Raw genomic sequence first — 15293 nt, forward strand, 5'->3', positions numbered from 1 at the left:
CGTCATGCTTAGGGAAACGCATGACGGAGGACACCATGAAAAGAAAAAAACTGACGGAAGCCGACGTCACGGCCGAATCCGTTTTTATGCTCAAGCGGCGCCAGGTGCTGAAAATGCTGGGTATCAGCGCGACGGCGCTTTCGCTTCCCGCCGCCGCGCAGGCCGATCTGCTGGACTGGTTTAAAGGAAATGACCGCCCGCCGGCCCCGGCGGGCAAGGCCCTGGACTTTGCTAAACCCGCCGAGTGGCAGGCTAATCTGACGCTCACCCCGGAAGATAAGGTCGCCGGTTACAATAACTTTTATGAATTCGGCCTCGATAAAGCCGACCCGGCGGCGAACGCAGGTAGCCTGCGCACCGATCCCTGGACACTGACCATCGGCGGTGAAGTGGCGAAGCCGCTGACCCTTGACCATGACGATCTGACCAAACGCTTTCCGCTGGAGGAGCGCATTTACCGTATGCGCTGCGTGGAGGCCTGGTCGATGGTCGTTCCCTGGGTCGGTTTCCCGCTGCATAAACTGTTGGCGCTGGTGGAACCCACCAGCAACGCACGCTATGTCGCCTTCAAAACCCTTTACGCCCCGGATCAAATGCCCGGGCAGAAAGATCGTTTTATCGGCGGGGGACTTGCTTATCCTTACGTGGAAGGGTTGCGACTTGACGAAGCCATGCACCCCTTGACGCTGCTTACCGTCGGCGTGTATGGCAAAGCGCTGCCGCCACAGAACGGCGCGCCGATCCGCCTGACCGTGCCGTGGAAGTACGGTTTTAAAGGCATTAAATCCATCGTCAGCATTGAGCTGACGCGCGAGCAGCCGCCGACCACCTGGAATCTGGCGGCGCCGGACGAATACGGCTTCTTTGCCAACGTTAATCCCCATGTCGATCATCCCCGCTGGTCGCAGGCCAGCGAGCGGTTCATCGGCTCAGGCGGTGTGCTCGATGTGAAACGTCAGCCGACGTTGCTGTTTAACGGCTATGCCGACGAGGTGGCCTCACTGTATCGTGGTATGAACTTGCGGGAGAACTTCTAGTGCGTTTCACCGTCAAACAGATCGCGTGGTTGAAAGTCTTCCTCCACCTGGCGGGGTTTTTACCGCTGGTCTGGTTGTTCTGGGCCGGGCATCAGGGCTACTTTAGCGCCGATCCGGCCAAGGATATCCAGCACTTTACCGGCAGGATGGCGCTTAAATTTCTGCTGGCGACTCTGCTGGTCGCCCCGCTGGCGCGCTATGCGAAGCAGCCATTATTGATTCGCATTCGCCGCCTGTTAGGTTTATGGTGTTTTGCCTGGGCGACGCTGCACCTGACCAGCTACACCTTGCTGGAGCTGGGCATTAACAATCTGGCGCTGCTGGGCTCGGAGATTATCAATCGCCCCTATCTGACGTTAGGCATGATCTGCTGGGTGATCCTGCTGGCGCTGGCGGCGACTTCGACGCAGGCGATGCAGCGAAAACTGGGCCGTCGTTGGCAACTTTTGCACAATTTCGTCTATCTGGTGGCGATCCTCGCGCCGATTCACTACCTGTGGTCAGTGAAGATCGTCTCGCCGCAGCCCATCATTTATGCCCTGCTGGCGGTGGTGCTTTTGGCATGCCGTTATAAGAAGTTCCGCCAGTGGTGGCGCTGAATCCGGTAATGTGCAGTTTCCCGCAGATCTTTTATCAACCGCGACTCTTTTTACGATAGCGGTTGATAATCTTCCCTGATAAGACCAGTATTTAGCTGCCAATTGCTACGAAATCGTTATAATGTGCGACTTTGGTTTTCCTGACGGGGTTTTCTGACCCTGAAAAGGTGACAAGGGCGCATTGAAGGTATATGTTGTTTTTTACCCGAAGATGGCAGGAGATCGCCACACGATGGCTGACAAGTTTCACATTTTGCTTTTGAATGGTCCAAACATTAACATGCTCGGTACCCGAGAGCCTGATAAGTATGGCACCCTCTCGCTGGCTGAAATTGTTAACCGTTTGACATCTGAGGCGGCGGCGCTGAATGTGAGCCTGGATCACCTGCAGTCCAACGCGGAGTATGCGTTAATCGACCGAATTCATCAGGCTAAAGACAACGTGGACTATATCCTGATTAATCCGGCCGCGTTCGCGCATACCAGCGTAGCAATCCGTGACGCGTTGCTTGCCGTGAACATCCCGTTTATCGAGATTCACTTGAGCAACGTGCATGCACGCGAACCCTTCCGCCAGCACTCATACCTGTCAGATGTCGCCGCTGGCGTCATTTGCGGACTGGGGGCGGACGGCTATTCATACGCTTTACAGACGGCGGTAAAACGCCTGTCACAATCACACTAAACAAAGAGTACGGAACCCACTCATGGATATTCGTAAGATTAAAAAACTGATCGAGCTGGTTGAAGAATCAGGTATCTCCGAACTGGAAATTTCTGAAGGCGAAGAGTCTGTTCGCATCAGCCGCTCTGCACCGGTCGCAAGCTATCCGGTTATGCAGCAGGCTTATGCTGCGCCGATGATGCAGCCTCAGGCGCCTGCCGCCGCGGCTGCCGCACCAGCTGCTGCAGCTGAAGCGCCGGCAAAAGCGGAAATCAGTGGTCACATCGTACGTTCCCCGATGGTTGGTACTTTCTATCGTACGCCAAGCCCGGACGCGAAAGCGTTTGTGGAAGTTGGCCAGAAAGTTAACGTGGGCGACACCCTGTGCATCGTCGAAGCGATGAAAATGATGAACCAGATCGAAGCCGACAAAGCCGGCGTGGTGAAAGCCATTCTGATCGAAAGCGGCCAACCGGTAGAATTCGACGAGCCGCTGGTAGTTATCGAGTAACGAGGCGAACATGCTGGATAAAATTGTCATCGCTAACCGTGGCGAGATCGCATTGCGCATCCTGCGTGCCTGTAAAGAACTGGGCATCAAGACCGTCGCTGTGCACTCCACCGCGGATCGCGATCTAAAACACGTATTGTTAGCGGATGAGACGGTCTGTATTGGCCCGGCTCCGTCCGTAAAAAGCTATCTCAACATCCCGGCTATCATCAGTGCGGCGGAAATCACCGGCGCGATAGCGATTCACCCGGGTTATGGTTTCCTCTCCGAGAACGCCAACTTTGCCGAGCAGGTTGAGCGCTCCGGCTTTATCTTCATCGGTCCGAAAGCCGACACTATCCGCCTGATGGGCGACAAAGTGTCCGCAATCACCGCGATGAAGAAAGCCGGCGTCCCGACCGTTCCAGGTTCTGACGGCCCGCTGACCGACGATATGGACGCTAACCGCGCCCATGCCAAACGCATTGGCTATCCGGTGATCATCAAGGCCTCCGGCGGCGGCGGCGGTCGCGGTATGCGCGTTGTGCGTAGCGACGCCGAACTGGCGCAGTCTATCTCCATGACCAAAGCGGAAGCGAAAGCGGCTTTCAATAACGACATGGTCTACATGGAGAAATACCTGGAAAATCCTCGCCACATCGAGATCCAGGTACTGGCGGACGGTCAGGGTAACGCTATCTATCTGGCAGAGCGTGACTGCTCCATGCAGCGTCGCCACCAGAAAGTGGTCGAGGAAGCGCCGGCGCCGGGCATCACCCCGGAACTGCGTCGCTACATCGGCGAACGTTGCGCGAAAGCCTGTGTGGATATCGGCTACCGCGGAGCGGGCACCTTCGAGTTCCTGTTCGAAAACGGCGAGTTCTACTTCATTGAAATGAACACCCGTATTCAGGTAGAACACCCGGTTACCGAAATGATCACCGGCGTTGACCTGATCAAAGAGCAGCTGCGTATTGCAGCTGGCCAGCCGCTGTCCATCAAGCAGGATGAAGTGGTCGTCAGAGGCCATGCGGTGGAATGCCGTATCAACGCCGAAGACCCGAACACCTTCCTGCCGAGCCCGGGTAAAATTACCCGCTTCCACGCGCCGGGCGGTTTTGGCGTGCGCTGGGAGTCTCATATTTACGCCGGTTACACCGTACCGCCGTACTATGACTCCATGATCGGTAAACTGATCTGCTACGGCGAAAGCCGTGACGTGGCGATTGCCCGCATGAAGAATGCGCTGCAGGAACTGATCATCGATGGCATCAAAACCAACGTCGATCTGCAGATGCGCATTATGAGCGACGAGAACTTCCAGCATGGTGGCACTAACATCCACTATCTGGAGAAAAAGCTCGGACTGCAGGAAAAATAATCCTGTATTTGCTGCAAAAGGCCGGTTAATCCGGCCTTTTTTCTTTTTCTCTCCCCTCGACTTTTCCATGCGGTACAATCCCCGCTTTCTTCATCCTCAAGGGACAAAAAATGGACAAACGCTTTGTTCAGGCCCATAAAGAAGCGCGCTGGGCGCTGTGGCTGACCCTTCTCTATCTTGCCGCCTGGCTGGCGGCGGCCTATCTGCCGGGCGTCAGTATCGGTTTTACCGGCCTGCCGCACTGGTTTGAAATGGCCTGCCTGCTGGTGCCGCTGCTGTTTATACTGCTGTGCTGGGCGATGGTGCGCTTTATCTTCCGTGATATCTCTCTGGAGGATAACGATGCAGCTTGAGATTATCGTGGTGCTGATCGCTTATCTGTTTGTTGTCTTCGGACTGTCGATTTACGCGATGCGTAAACGCAGCACCGGGAACTTCCTTAGCGAGTATTTCCTCGGCAGTCGATCGATGGGGGGGTTTGTATTAGCCATGACCCTCACCGCCACCTATATTAGCGCCAGCTCGTTTATCGGCGGCCCCGGCGCCGCCTATAAATATGGGCTGGGTTGGGTACTGCTGGCGATGATCCAGGTACCGACGATCTGGCTTTCTCTGGGGATCCTCGGCAAGAAGTTCGCGATCCTGGCGCGACGCTACAATGCTATTACCCTTAACGATATGCTGCAGGCGCGCTACCAAAGCCGCGCGGTGGTATGGATTGCCAGCGTCAGCCTGTTGGTGGCCTTTGTCGGGGCCATCGCGGTGCAGTTTATTGGCGGCGCGCGCCTGCTGGAAACCGCTGCCGGGATCAAGTACGAAACCGGTCTGCTGATCTTTGGGATCACCATCGCGCTGTATACCGCTTTCGGCGGCTTCCGCGCCAGCGTACTCAACGATACGATGCAGGGAATGGTGATGTTGATCGGGACGATCGTCCTGCTGGTTGGTGTCGTCCATGCTGCCGGCGGCCTGCATCAGGCGGTGGACACACTGCAGCGGATCGACCCACAGCTGGTGTCGCCGCACGGTGCGGATGATATCCTGTCCCCCACCTTTATGACCTCGTTCTGGGTGCTGGTTTGCTTCGGCGTTATCGGCCTGCCGCATACCGCCGTACGCTGTATCTCCTATAAAGACAGCAAAGCCGTGCACCGCGGGATTGTCATTGGCACGATCGTCGTGGCGATTCTGATGTTCGGCATGCATCTCGCCGGCGCTCTTGGCCGCGCCGTCCTGCCGGGCCTCACCGTGCCCGATCTGGTGATCCCCACGTTGATGGTCCAGGTGCTGCCGCCGTGGGCTGCAGGACTGTTTTTAGCCGCGCCAATGGCTGCGATTATGTCGAACGTGAACGCCCATTTACTGCAGGCATCGGCTACGATCATTAAAGATCTGTGGCTCAGCGCGCAGCCAACAAAAAAACGCAATGAGCAGAAGCTCAAGCGGATCTCAACGATCGCCACCTTAGTGCTGGGTATATTAATGATGCTGGCCGCCTGGCGGCCACCGGAAATGATTATCTGGCTCAATCTGCTGGCCTTCGGCGGCCTGGAAGCGGTGTTTTTATGGCCGCTGGTGCTGGGCCTTTACTGGGAGCGGGCAAACGCTGCCGGGGCGCTCAGCGCGATGTTGGTGGGCGGCGTGCTGTATGCCGTGCTCGCGACATTTCATATTCAGTTCCTGGGCTTCCATCCTATCGTGCCCTCGCTACTGCTAAGTTTGTTGGCTTTTGTCGTCGGGAACCGTTTCGGCCAACCCGTCCCGCCAGCCCCTGTGATGACTACTGATAAATAAAGAGTTTTGCTATGCCATGGATCCAACTGAAACTAAATACTACCGGCGCGAACGCAGAAGATCTTAGCGATGCGCTGATGGAGGCCGGATCGGTCTCCATCACCTTCCAGGATACGCACGATACGCCGGTATTTGAGCCGTTGCCCGGGGAAACCCGGCTGTGGGGCGATACCGACGTGATCGGCCTGTTCGATGCCGAAACCGATATGAAAGCGGTCGTTGCCCAACTGGAGCAGCATCCGCTGCTCGGCGCCGGCTTTGCGCATAAAATTGAACAGCTGGAAGATAAAGACTGGGAGCGCGAGTGGATGGATAACTTCCACCCGATGCGTTTCGGTGAGCGCCTGTGGATTTGTCCGAGCTGGCGCGATGTCCCCGATGAGAACGCGGTCAACGTGATGCTTGATCCGGGACTGGCTTTTGGTACCGGCACTCATCCCACTACCGCCATGTGTCTGCAGTGGCTCGACGGTCTCGACCTGCAGGGCAAAACCGTTATCGATTTTGGCTGCGGTTCCGGCATCCTGGCGATCGCCGCCCTGAAACTGGGTGCCGCTAAAGCGATCGGGATTGATATCGACCCACAGGCCATCCAGGCCAGCCGTGATAACGCCCAGCGTAACGGCGTCTCCGAGCGTCTTGAACTGTATCTGCCGCAGGATCAGCCAGAAGCCATGAAAGCCGATGTCGTGGTCGCAAACATCCTCGCGGGCCCGTTACGTGAGCTGGCCCCATTAATCAGCGTCCTGCCGGTTACAGGCGGCCTGCTGGGCCTTTCCGGCATTCTGGCAAGCCAGGCGGAAAGCGTCTGCGAAGCCTACGCCCCGCTCTTCACCCTCGACCCGGTGGTGGAGAAAGAGGAGTGGTGCCGGATCACCGGCCGGAAAAACTAAGCACAATGCGGCCTGCGGGCCGCATTTTTGTTTCCAGTAGCCACCAAATAATGCCTGGAAATGAGAGGCAGATCGCACTACAGAGTACTTTTTTGGCTACAAAAACAGCGTTTTATGCCGTCAGGCAGCGAGTTTATCTAAGAAAAATCGAGAAGTTTTACGATTTTATAAATGGACACAAATTACCCATCATCAATTAAAGTAATGATTAATATAAGTATTTATTCATCGCTTTTACGCTAGTCCCGGATTCATTGATCTGCAACAGAGGATTGCTCAAAGTTTGGCCTTTCATCTCGTGCAAAAAATGCGTAATATACGCCGCCTTGCAGTCACAGTATGGTCATTTCTTAACTCATGCGCATCGGACACCACCAGCTCAGAAATCGCCTGATCGCAGCGCCCATGGCTGGCATTACTGACAGACCATTCCGGACGCTGTGCTATGAGATGGGAGCGGGTTTAACCGTTTCCGAGATGATGTCCTCTAATCCACAGGTGTGGGAGAGCGACAAGTCCCGTTTACGGATGGTGCATATTGATGAGCCCGGTATTCGTACCGTGCAAATCGCCGGTAGCGTACCGGAAGAGATGGCTGCAGCCGCGCGGATTAACGTGGAAAGTGGCGCCCAGATTATAGATATCAATATGGGATGCCCGGCGAAAAAGGTGAATCGCAAGCTTGCAGGTTCAGCCCTCTTGCAGTACCCCGAGCAGGTGAAGTCAATCCTGACGGCGGTCGTCAACGCGGTGGACGTTCCTGTGACTCTCAAGATTCGCACCGGTTGGGAACCGGAACACCGTAACTGCGTAGAGATTGCCCAACTGGCCGAAGAGTGTGGCATTCAGGCTCTGACTATTCACGGACGCACCCGCGCCTGCTTGTTTAACGGAGACGCTGAGTACGACAGTATTCGGGCAGTTAAGCAGAAAGTTTCCATTCCGATTATCGCGAATGGTGACATTACTGACCCGCTTAAAGCCAGAGCTGTGCTCGACTATACAGGGGCTGATGCCCTGATGATAGGCCGTGCAGCTCAGGGAAGACCCTGGATCTTTCGGGAAATCCAGCATTATCTGGACACTGGAGAGCTGCTGCCCCCGCTGCCACTGGCAGAGGTTAAGCGCTTGCTTTGTGCGCACGTTCGGGAATTGCATGACTTTTACGGTCAGGCAAAAGGGTACCGAATCGCGCGTAAACACGTCTCCTGGTATCTTCAGGAACATGCTCCAGATGACCAGTTTCGGCGCACATTCAACGCCATTGAGGATGCCAGCGAACAGCTGGAGGCGTTGGAGGCATACTTCGAAAATTTTGCGTAATAGAAATAAAGAGCTGACAGAACTATGTTCGAACAACGCGTAAATTCTGACGTACTGACCGTTTCTACCGTTAACTCTCAGGATCAGGTAACTCAAAAACCCCTGCGTGACTCGGTTAAACAGGCACTGAAGAACTATTTTGCTCAACTGAACGGTCAGGATGTGAATGACCTGTATGAGCTGGTACTGGCTGAAGTTGAACAGCCCCTGTTGGACATGGTGATGCAATACACCCGTGGTAACCAGACCCGCGCAGCCCTGATGATGGGCATCAACCGCGGTACACTGCGTAAAAAACTGAAAAAATACGGCATGAACTGATACTAGTCAGTTGCTTGCTTGATATAAAAGGCGCTCTTCGGCATGGGGAAGCGCCTTTTTTATTATCTGCGCCGACAGAACACATTACTGATTCACTACCCGCAGTACAGGCTCCTGCGATAAACGAGCAACACAGACCACCGCCATAATATTATCCACCAGCGCAGGTGCCTGCTGATACAGATCGAAGCGTTGCGGTTCAAGCAGCCAGTTTTTAATCAAGCCGGAAAAGGCGCTATGTAAAACAATTAATATCACGTCGATATTTGTTTCGGCTGGCAATATATTGTTACGCACACAGCGCTGCAGAATGCCGCCAATAACGGAATAGTTAAATCCAATGCGTTGGCGAATTTCGCTCTCCGATAACATATCGCTGGCAAACTCACAGCGTTGATAAAGGATTTGCATCAGGGCACGCTGGCGAGGATTCTCAGCAATATAGCGCAGGCCGGCAATAAATCGCTGGCGCAAATCTTTTAAGGGCTCCTGCTCATTCCTTGTCGCCAGGTTTTGCTGAATCAAATCCCTGAGCGGTGGCTGCTGCTGCCACATCTCATTAAACAACTCGGTCTTACTGGCAAAATGCCAGTATACGGCCCCGCGAGTCACCCCCGCCGCATCAGCGATATCCGTCAGGGTCGTATTGGTCACCCCCCGCAGGGCGAACTGCTGGATCGCGGACTCAATCAGGAGCTGCCGCGTGCGCAGCGCCTCCTCTTTGGTTTTTCTCGCCATATAAGATCTCAGTTCCCGATTAACAGGCAATATAGATTTTTCTGAAGATCCCTTAATCTAACATTCGGTGCACAATATTATTTAGCAAAAATGCAGACAAGCTAATTCTGATGTAGAAAACCAACGAATCACCTTAATGAATATTAATAGCCAACTCATTCATTAAAACAATGTCTGTTTATTATGTTTTACAATTAAGATAAATAGTAAAAACAGATCGGCCATTTTTTTGTTTTTGCGTGCCTTGCTGATTGCTTAAAAATAAGTATCTCTTACATCCAATGGCGTTTATTTGTAGGATGGCAAACTGCTTTTTGATTCCCTCTTTCTTTCACAGATTCGCCGCCGAATTTGGCTCGTAATCTATAAGGAACCGCAATGACAACTCACGCCAGAGTGACACTTTTATCCGGTTTAATTATCTCTGCCTTGTTGCTTACCGGCTGCGATAATTCGGGCAACCCGCAACCCCATGCACAGGCGCCGCAGGTGACGGTCCATGTCGTGAACAGTGCGCCGTTGTCGGTCACCACCGAACTGCCAGGCCGCACCTCTGCTTTTCGCGTGGCGGAAGTCCGCCCCCAGGTGAGCGGTATCATCCTGAAGCGTAACTTTGTTGAAGGAAGTGATGTCGAAGCAGGTCAGTCGCTCTATCAGATCGATCCGGCAACCTATCAGGCCGCCTGGAACAGCGCGAAAGGCGATGAGGCCAAGGCCGAAGCCGCAGCCGCCATCGCCCATTTGACGGTGAAACGCTACGTTCCACTGCTGGGTACCAAATATATCAGCCAGCAGGAATACGATCAGGCGGTGGCCACTGCACGCCAGGCCGACGCCGACGTCATCGCCACCAAAGCCGCCGTAGACACCGCCCGTATCAACCTGGCCTACACCAAAGTGACCTCCCCCATAAGCGGGCGCATCGGCAAATCGAGCGTCACCGAGGGCGCGCTGGTCACCAACGGTCAGTCGGATGCCCTGGCCACCGTCCAGCAGCTCGACCCCATCTATGTCGACGTGACGGAGTCCAGCAATGACTTTATGCGCCTTAAGCAGGAAAGCCTGCAGCGCGGCGGTGATACAAAAAGCGTTGAGCTGGTGATGGAGAACGGCCAGGCCTATCCGCTTAAAGGGTCGCTGCAGTTCTCTGACGTCACTGTCGATGAAAGCACGGGCTCTATCACGCTACGCGCTATCTTCCCTAACCCGCAGCATGCCCTGCTGCCGGGGATGTTCGTCCGTGCTCGCATAGACGAAGGTGTCGATCCGCAGGCCATCCTGGTGCCGCAGCAGGGAGTGACCCGCACGCCGCGGGGCGATGCCTCCGTGATGTTGGTGAATGACAAAAACCAGGTTGAAACCCGGGAAGTGGTCGCGACTCAGGCCGTTGGCGATAAATGGCTCATCACCAGCGGGCTGAAGCCGGGCGATAAAGTGATTGTCAGCGGCTTACAGAAAGTCCGTCCAGGCGTCACCGTCAAAGCGGAAGCGGAGCGTGCGGCACCGGCCGCACAATAAGGATACTCAGCCATGTCTAAGTTTTTTATCCATCGACCGGTCTTCGCCTGGGTGCTGGCCATCATTATGATGATTGCCGGCGGCCTGGCCATCCTGCAGCTACCGATAGCGCAGTATCCGACGATTGCGCCCCCTGCGGTGGCGATCTCCGCCACCTACCCGGGTGCGGATGCCCAAACCGTGCAGGATACGGTCACTCAGGTTATCGAACAGAATATGAACGGTATCGACAACCTGATGTATATGTCGTCAACCAGCGACTCCGCTGGCTCGGTAACCATTACGCTCACCTTTAAGTCCGGCACCGATCCGGATATCGCCCAGGTGCAGGTGCAAAACAAACTGCAGTTGGCTACGCCGCTGCTGCCTCAGGAAGTACAGCAGCAAGGGATTAGCGTCGAAAAATCCAGCAGCAGCTTCCTGCTGGTTGCCGGCTTTATCTCTGATAACCCGGCCACCACCCAGGACGATATTTCTGACTATGTCGCCTCCAACGTGAAAGACCCTATCAGCCGCCTCAACGGCGTGGGCGATGTGCAGCTGTTCGGCGCGCAGTACGCCATGCGCGTCTGGCTGGACGGCAATTTGCTGAATAAATACAACCTCACGCCGGTCGACGTCATCAATGCGCTGAAGGTTCAGAACGATCAGATCGCCGCGGGTCAGTTGGGCGGTACGCCGGCGCTGAAAGGTCAGCAACTGAACGCGTCGATCATCGCTCAGACGCGGCTTAAAGATCCGCAGGAGTTTGGCAAGGTTACACTCCGGGTCAATGCCGATGGTTCGGTCGTCCATCTGAAAGACGTCGCCCGCATTGAGCTGGGGGGAGAAAACTACAACGTCGTCGCGAGAATTAACGGTAAACCCGCCTCTGGTCTGGGTATTAAGCTTGCGACCGGCGCCAACGCGCTGGATACTGCCACCGCGATTAAAGCGAAGCTGGCCGAGCTACAGCCCTACTTCCCTCAGGGGATGAAGGTTGTCTATCCGTACGATACGACCCCTTTCGTCAAAATATCCATCCACGAAGTGGTTAAAACGCTCTTTGAGGCAATTATCCTCGTCTTTCTTGTCATGTATCTGTTTCTGCAGAACATGCGCGCAACGCTCATTCCGACGATTGCCGTTCCTGTCGTGCTGTTGGGTACCTTTGCGGTACTGTCGATGTTTGGCTACTCCATCAACACCCTGACGATGTTTGGCATGGTGCTGGCGATAGGCCTGTTGGTCGATGACGCCATCGTGGTGGTGGAAAACGTCGAACGTGTAATGGTTGAGGAGAAGCTCTCGCCAAAAGAAGCGACAGAAAAGTCGATGTCGCAGATCCAGGGGGCGCTGGTGGGTATCGCCATGGTGCTCTCTGCGGTATTCGTCCCGATGGCCTTTTTCGGCGGCTCGACTGGCGCGATTTATCGTCAGTTTTTGATCACTATCGTCTCCGCCATGGCGCTCTCCGTGCTGGTTGCGCTGGTACTGACGCCGGCGCTCTGCGCCACGTTGTTGAAGCCAGCCTCAGCCGAACACCATGAGAAAATAGGATTTTTCGGCTGGTTTAACGCCCGCTTTGACCAGAGCGTCAATCACTATACCAACAGCGTTAGCGGCATTCTGCGTGGAACAGGCCGTTATCTGGTGATCTACCTGGTGATAGTCGTGGGGATGGCCGTGTTGTTCATGCGTTTGCCCACGTCCTTTCTGCCCGACGAGGATCAAGGCGTCTTCCTGACCATGATCCAGCTGCCTTCCGGCGCGACCCAGGAGCGCACGCAGAAGGTGCTGGATACCGTAACCGACTACTATCTGCATAACGAGAAGGCCAATGTTGAAAGCGTCTTTACCGTTAACGGCTTCAGCTTCAGCGGCCAGGGGCAAAACTCCGGCATGGCGTTTGTCAGCCTGAAACCCTGGGAAGCGCGTAGCGGTGATGAAAACAACGTTGAGTCGATTATTAAACGGGCCACCGTGGCCTTCAGCCAGATAAAAGACGCCATGGTTTTCCCGTTCAACATGCCGGCCATTATTGAGCTGGGTACCGCCACCGGCTTCGACTTTGAGCTGATCGACCAGGGTGGACTTGGCCATACCGCCCTGACCCAGGCGCGAAACCAACTGCTCGGTATGGTGAAACAGCATCCGGATCAGCTGGTCCGGGTACGGCCCAATGGGCTGGAAGATACGCCGCAGTTCAAACTGGATGTCGATCAGGAAAAAGCGCAGGCGCTGGGCGTATCCCTCTCCGATATCAATGAAACGATATCCGCGGCACTAGGGGGGTACTATGTTAATGACTTTATCGACCGCGGCCGCGTGAAAAAAGTGTACGTCCAGGCTGATGCCCATTTCCGTATGCTGCCGAGCGACATTAACAACATGTACGTTCGTAGCGCCAACGGCGAAATGGTTCCGTTCTCCGCCTTTGTCACTTCACGCTGGATCTATGGCTCGCCGCGTCTGGAGCGCTACAACGGCTTGCCGTCCATGGAGATCCTCGGTGAAGCCTCGCCAGGAAAAAGTACCGGGGAAGCCATGGCCCTGATGGAACAACTGGCCAGTAAACTGCCGAGCGGCATCGGTTACGACTGGACCGGGATGTCTTACCAGGAACGGCTCTCCGGCAACCAGGCGCCTGCACTTTATGCCATCTCATTGATCGTCGTCTTCCTGTGCCTGGCAGCGCTGTATGAGAGCTGGTCGATCCCCTTCTCAGTCATGTTAGTGGTTCCGCTGGGGGTCATTGGCGCGCTGTTAGCGGCCACGCTGCGTGGGCTGAATAATGACGTTTACTTCCAGGTCGGTCTTTTGACTACGATCGGTTTGTCGGCAAAGAATGCGATCCTGATCGTTGAGTTCGCCAAGGATCTGATGGAGAAAGAAGGGAAAGGGATCATTGAGGCCACGCTGGAGGCATCGCGGATGCGTCTGCGCCCTATTCTTATGACATCTCTGGCTTTTATCCTCGGGGTTATGCCGCTGGTGATTAGCCATGGTGCCGGTAGCGGGGCTCAGAATGCAGTGGGCACCGGCGTGATGGGCGGGATGCTTACCGCGACACTGCTGGCGATTTTCTTTGTCCCGGTGTTCTTCGTGGTCGTTAGGCGACGCTTTACCCGGCACGCTGAATAATTCGGCTATGTCTTGAAGGCGCCCCCTCCGGGCGCTTTTTTTTGCATGGAATATTGGTCGCCAGCTAAACTAAACTCCCCGCAGTCTGGCAACCGCCATCGCACGCAGCATCGCTGAATCACAATCTTTCTCTCCATCTTTTCTGCATATTCCCGGGCTTATCTTCACGATATTTACGCGGCTCATAAATTGAGATGATTTCGGCATCCGGGCCGGACAATCCGCGGTGATAAAATAAGCCATTCCGTTCTGCACTGGCTCTCAGTACAACCCTGCGGATTATCCAGAGGTAATATCATGAAAAAGTATTTAATCGTGGCGCTGCTGGCCTCTCTGCTGGCAGGCTGTGCCCATGACTCTCCTTGCGTGCCGGTTTATGACTCGCAAGGCCGCTTAGTCCACACCAATACCTGTATGAAAGGCACAACAGAAGACAACTGGGACACCGCAGGTGCGATCGCCGGGGGGGCCGCCGCGGTAGCCGGCCTCACGTTAGGGATCGTCGCGCTGACTCGTTAGCAACTCCGCTCCACAAATGCTCAGCCTGGAGGCGTTCCCTTCGGCTCAGTCGCCAGAAAGACAAAAGGCCCAGTCACACGACTGGGCCTTTCATTTACGTTGATATGACCGCTGCTTTCCCCAGAGGCGGTGCTGCGCACCTTTTCCGGGCTACGGGGTCTGTAGCCCCGGTAAGCGCAGCGCCACCGGGGGAGCTGGCGGCGCGTCTGGCCGCAAAAAACAAAAAAGCCCGGTCTTCCGCTGAGCCTTTCGTTTTATTTGATGCCTGGGAATGATGGCGGGCGTCCTGCCCGCTACCCTCCGGCCGTTGCTACGCAACGTTCAAATCCGCTCCCGGCGGATTTGTCCTGCTCCGGAGAGCGCTCATCGGCAAACAACAGATATAACAAAAGTAAAAGGCCCAGTCTTTCGACTGGGCCTTTTACTTTATTTGATGCCTGGCGATTCCCTACTCTCACATGGGGAGACCCCACACTACCATCGGCGCTACGGCGTTTCACTTCTGAGTTCGGCATGGGGTCAGGTGGGACCACCGCGCTATTGTCGCCAGGCAAATTCTTTACAACGTGCCGAACTTTAACCTAAAAAGTGGTGCTGATACCCAGAGTCGAACTGGGGACCTCACCCTTACCAAGGGTGCGCTCTACCAACTGAGCCATATCAGCACGCTAAATTTGATGCCTGGCAGTTCCCTACTCTCACATGGGGAGACCCCACACTACCATCGGCGCTACGGCGTTTCACTTCTGAGTTCGGCATGGGGTCAGGTGGGACCACCGCGCTATCGCCGCCAGGCAAATTCTGTTTTATCAACACGTCCTGCGGACGCATCGAGTAATCTGTATCACGCTGAAAATCTTCTCTCTCAAATCCGCCAAAACAGCTTCGGCGTT

At 55.1% G+C, this 15293-nt stretch carries 14 protein-coding genes, 1 tRNA gene and 2 rRNA genes; 13 read left to right on the forward strand and 4 right to left on the reverse strand.

Annotated elements, in window-relative coordinates:
• Positions 1 to 35 precede the first annotated feature (35 nt).
• From msrP to fis, 10 genes are all read left to right on the forward strand, one after another.
• Positions 36 to 1037, forward strand: coding sequence for a protein-methionine-sulfoxide reductase catalytic subunit MsrP (gene msrP / locus HMPREF3096_RS09265; RefSeq protein ID WP_012540448.1), 1002 nt, complete (start codon positions 36 to 38; stop codon positions 1035 to 1037).
• Positions 1037 to 1636 (forward strand): protein-methionine-sulfoxide reductase heme-binding subunit MsrQ, encoded by a 600-nt coding sequence (gene msrQ / locus HMPREF3096_RS09270; protein WP_012540447.1) that lies wholly within the window; start codon positions 1037 to 1039, stop codon positions 1634 to 1636. Before msrP ends, msrQ begins: the two co-directional genes overlap by 1 nt.
• A 232-nt stretch (positions 1637 to 1868) precedes the next feature.
• Positions 1869 to 2321 carry a type II 3-dehydroquinate dehydratase gene (gene aroQ / locus HMPREF3096_RS09275; protein WP_012540446.1) on the forward strand — a complete coding sequence of 151 codons (453 nt, stop codon included), beginning with the start codon at positions 1869 to 1871 and terminating at the stop codon, positions 2319 to 2321.
• A gap of 22 nt (positions 2322 to 2343) precedes the next feature.
• Complete coding sequence (accB, locus tag HMPREF3096_RS09280) at positions 2344 to 2811, forward strand: acetyl-CoA carboxylase biotin carboxyl carrier protein (protein WP_008806696.1); 468 nt, start codon at positions 2344 to 2346, stop codon at positions 2809 to 2811.
• A 10-nt stretch (positions 2812 to 2821) separates the two neighbouring features.
• A complete protein-coding gene (gene accC / locus HMPREF3096_RS09285) occupies positions 2822 to 4171 on the forward strand; it encodes an acetyl-CoA carboxylase biotin carboxylase subunit (RefSeq protein ID WP_008806697.1) in 1350 nt (449 codons plus the stop codon).
• A 110-nt stretch (positions 4172 to 4281) separates the two neighbouring features.
• A complete protein-coding gene (locus HMPREF3096_RS09290; RefSeq protein WP_012540445.1) occupies positions 4282 to 4524 on the forward strand; it encodes a YhdT family protein in 243 nt (80 codons plus the stop codon).
• Positions 4514 to 5965 (forward strand): sodium/pantothenate symporter, encoded by a 1452-nt coding sequence (gene panF, locus HMPREF3096_RS09295; RefSeq protein WP_012540444.1) that lies wholly within the window; start codon positions 4514 to 4516, stop codon positions 5963 to 5965. Before HMPREF3096_RS09290 ends, panF begins: the two co-directional genes overlap by 11 nt.
• An 11-nt stretch (positions 5966 to 5976) precedes the next feature.
• Positions 5977 to 6858, forward strand: a complete 882-nt coding sequence (gene prmA / locus HMPREF3096_RS09300; RefSeq protein WP_008806699.1) for a 50S ribosomal protein L11 methyltransferase — start codon at positions 5977 to 5979, stop codon at positions 6856 to 6858.
• A 357-nt stretch (positions 6859 to 7215) separates the two neighbouring features.
• Positions 7216 to 8181 carry a tRNA dihydrouridine synthase DusB gene (gene dusB / locus HMPREF3096_RS09310; RefSeq protein ID WP_008806700.1) on the forward strand — a complete coding sequence of 322 codons (966 nt, stop codon included), beginning with the start codon at positions 7216 to 7218 and terminating at the stop codon, positions 8179 to 8181.
• Between the two features lie 24 nt (positions 8182 to 8205).
• A complete protein-coding gene (gene fis / locus HMPREF3096_RS09315; protein WP_000462905.1) occupies positions 8206 to 8502 on the forward strand; it encodes a DNA-binding transcriptional regulator Fis in 297 nt (98 codons plus the stop codon).
• A gap of 84 nt (positions 8503 to 8586) precedes the next feature.
• Here fis and envR read toward each other — a convergent pair whose 3' ends face one another.
• Complete coding sequence (envR, locus tag HMPREF3096_RS09320) at positions 8587 to 9240, reverse strand: acrEF/envCD operon transcriptional regulator (RefSeq protein ID WP_023298283.1); 654 nt, start codon at positions 9238 to 9240, stop codon at positions 8587 to 8589.
• 378 nt (positions 9241 to 9618) lie between these two features.
• On the opposite strand from envR, the gene HMPREF3096_RS09325 reads away from it, so the two are divergent.
• From HMPREF3096_RS09325 to HMPREF3096_RS09335, 3 genes are all read left to right on the forward strand, one after another.
• Entirely contained in the window at positions 9619 to 10758 is a 1140-nt protein-coding gene (locus HMPREF3096_RS09325) for an efflux RND transporter periplasmic adaptor subunit (protein WP_008806702.1), read from the forward strand.
• A gap of 12 nt (positions 10759 to 10770) precedes the next feature.
• Positions 10771 to 13881, forward strand: coding sequence for an efflux RND transporter permease subunit (locus HMPREF3096_RS09330; RefSeq protein ID WP_032731327.1), 3111 nt, complete (start codon positions 10771 to 10773; stop codon positions 13879 to 13881).
• Between the two features lie 297 nt (positions 13882 to 14178).
• Positions 14179 to 14400: a putative periplasmic lipoprotein gene (locus HMPREF3096_RS09335; protein WP_004206262.1), complete on the forward strand. Its 222-nt coding sequence runs from the start codon at positions 14179 to 14181 to the stop codon at positions 14398 to 14400.
• A 435-nt stretch (positions 14401 to 14835) separates the two neighbouring features.
• Here HMPREF3096_RS09335 and rrf (HMPREF3096_RS09340) read toward each other — a convergent pair.
• The 3 genes from rrf (HMPREF3096_RS09340) to rrf (HMPREF3096_RS09350) all read right to left on the reverse strand — a co-directional run bounded on the left by rrf (HMPREF3096_RS09340) (position 14836) and on the right by rrf (HMPREF3096_RS09350) (position 15195).
• A 5S ribosomal RNA gene (gene rrf, locus HMPREF3096_RS09340) occupies positions 14836 to 14951 on the reverse strand.
• Between the two features lie 38 nt (positions 14952 to 14989).
• Positions 14990 to 15065: transfer RNA gene (locus HMPREF3096_RS09345), tRNA-Thr, on the reverse strand.
• Positions 15066 to 15079: 14 nt separating this feature from the next.
• Positions 15080 to 15195: ribosomal RNA gene (gene rrf / locus HMPREF3096_RS09350) — 5S ribosomal RNA — on the reverse strand.
• Positions 15196 to 15293 lie beyond the last annotated feature (98 nt).

It is taken from the genome of Klebsiella sp. HMSC25G12 (assembly GCF_001807705.1).
Classification (GTDB): domain Bacteria; phylum Pseudomonadota; class Gammaproteobacteria; order Enterobacterales; family Enterobacteriaceae; genus Klebsiella; species Klebsiella variicola.

Excerpts from the sequence above, each read along its gene's own strand:
- aroQ (WP_012540446.1), top strand. The coding sequence starts at position 1,869 with ATGGCTGACAAGTTTCACATTTTGCTTTTGAATGGTCCAAACATTAAC.
- HMPREF3096_RS09335 (WP_004206262.1), top strand. The coding sequence starts at position 14,179 with ATGAAAAAGTATTTAATCGTGGCGCTGCTGGCCTCTCTGCTGGCAGGC.
- panF (WP_012540444.1), top strand. The coding sequence starts at position 4,514 with ATGCAGCTTGAGATTATCGTGGTGCTGATCGCTTATCTGTTTGTTGTC.
- dusB (WP_008806700.1), top strand. The coding sequence starts at position 7,216 with ATGCGCATCGGACACCACCAGCTCAGAAATCGCCTGATCGCAGCGCCC.
- HMPREF3096_RS09330 (WP_032731327.1), top strand. The coding sequence starts at position 10,771 with ATGTCTAAGTTTTTTATCCATCGACCGGTCTTCGCCTGGGTGCTGGCC.
- accB (WP_008806696.1), top strand. The coding sequence starts at position 2,344 with ATGGATATTCGTAAGATTAAAAAACTGATCGAGCTGGTTGAAGAATCA.
- accC (WP_008806697.1), top strand. The coding sequence starts at position 2,822 with ATGCTGGATAAAATTGTCATCGCTAACCGTGGCGAGATCGCATTGCGC.
- msrP (WP_012540448.1), top strand. The coding sequence starts at position 36 with ATGAAAAGAAAAAAACTGACGGAAGCCGACGTCACGGCCGAATCCGTT.
- HMPREF3096_RS09290 (WP_012540445.1), top strand. The coding sequence starts at position 4,282 with ATGGACAAACGCTTTGTTCAGGCCCATAAAGAAGCGCGCTGGGCGCTG.
- prmA (WP_008806699.1), top strand. The coding sequence starts at position 5,977 with ATGCCATGGATCCAACTGAAACTAAATACTACCGGCGCGAACGCAGAA.
- envR (WP_023298283.1), bottom strand. The coding sequence starts at position 9,240 with ATGGCGAGAAAAACCAAAGAGGAGGCGCTGCGCACGCGGCAGCTCCTG.
- HMPREF3096_RS09325 (WP_008806702.1), top strand. The coding sequence starts at position 9,619 with ATGACAACTCACGCCAGAGTGACACTTTTATCCGGTTTAATTATCTCT.
- fis (WP_000462905.1), top strand. The coding sequence starts at position 8,206 with ATGTTCGAACAACGCGTAAATTCTGACGTACTGACCGTTTCTACCGTT.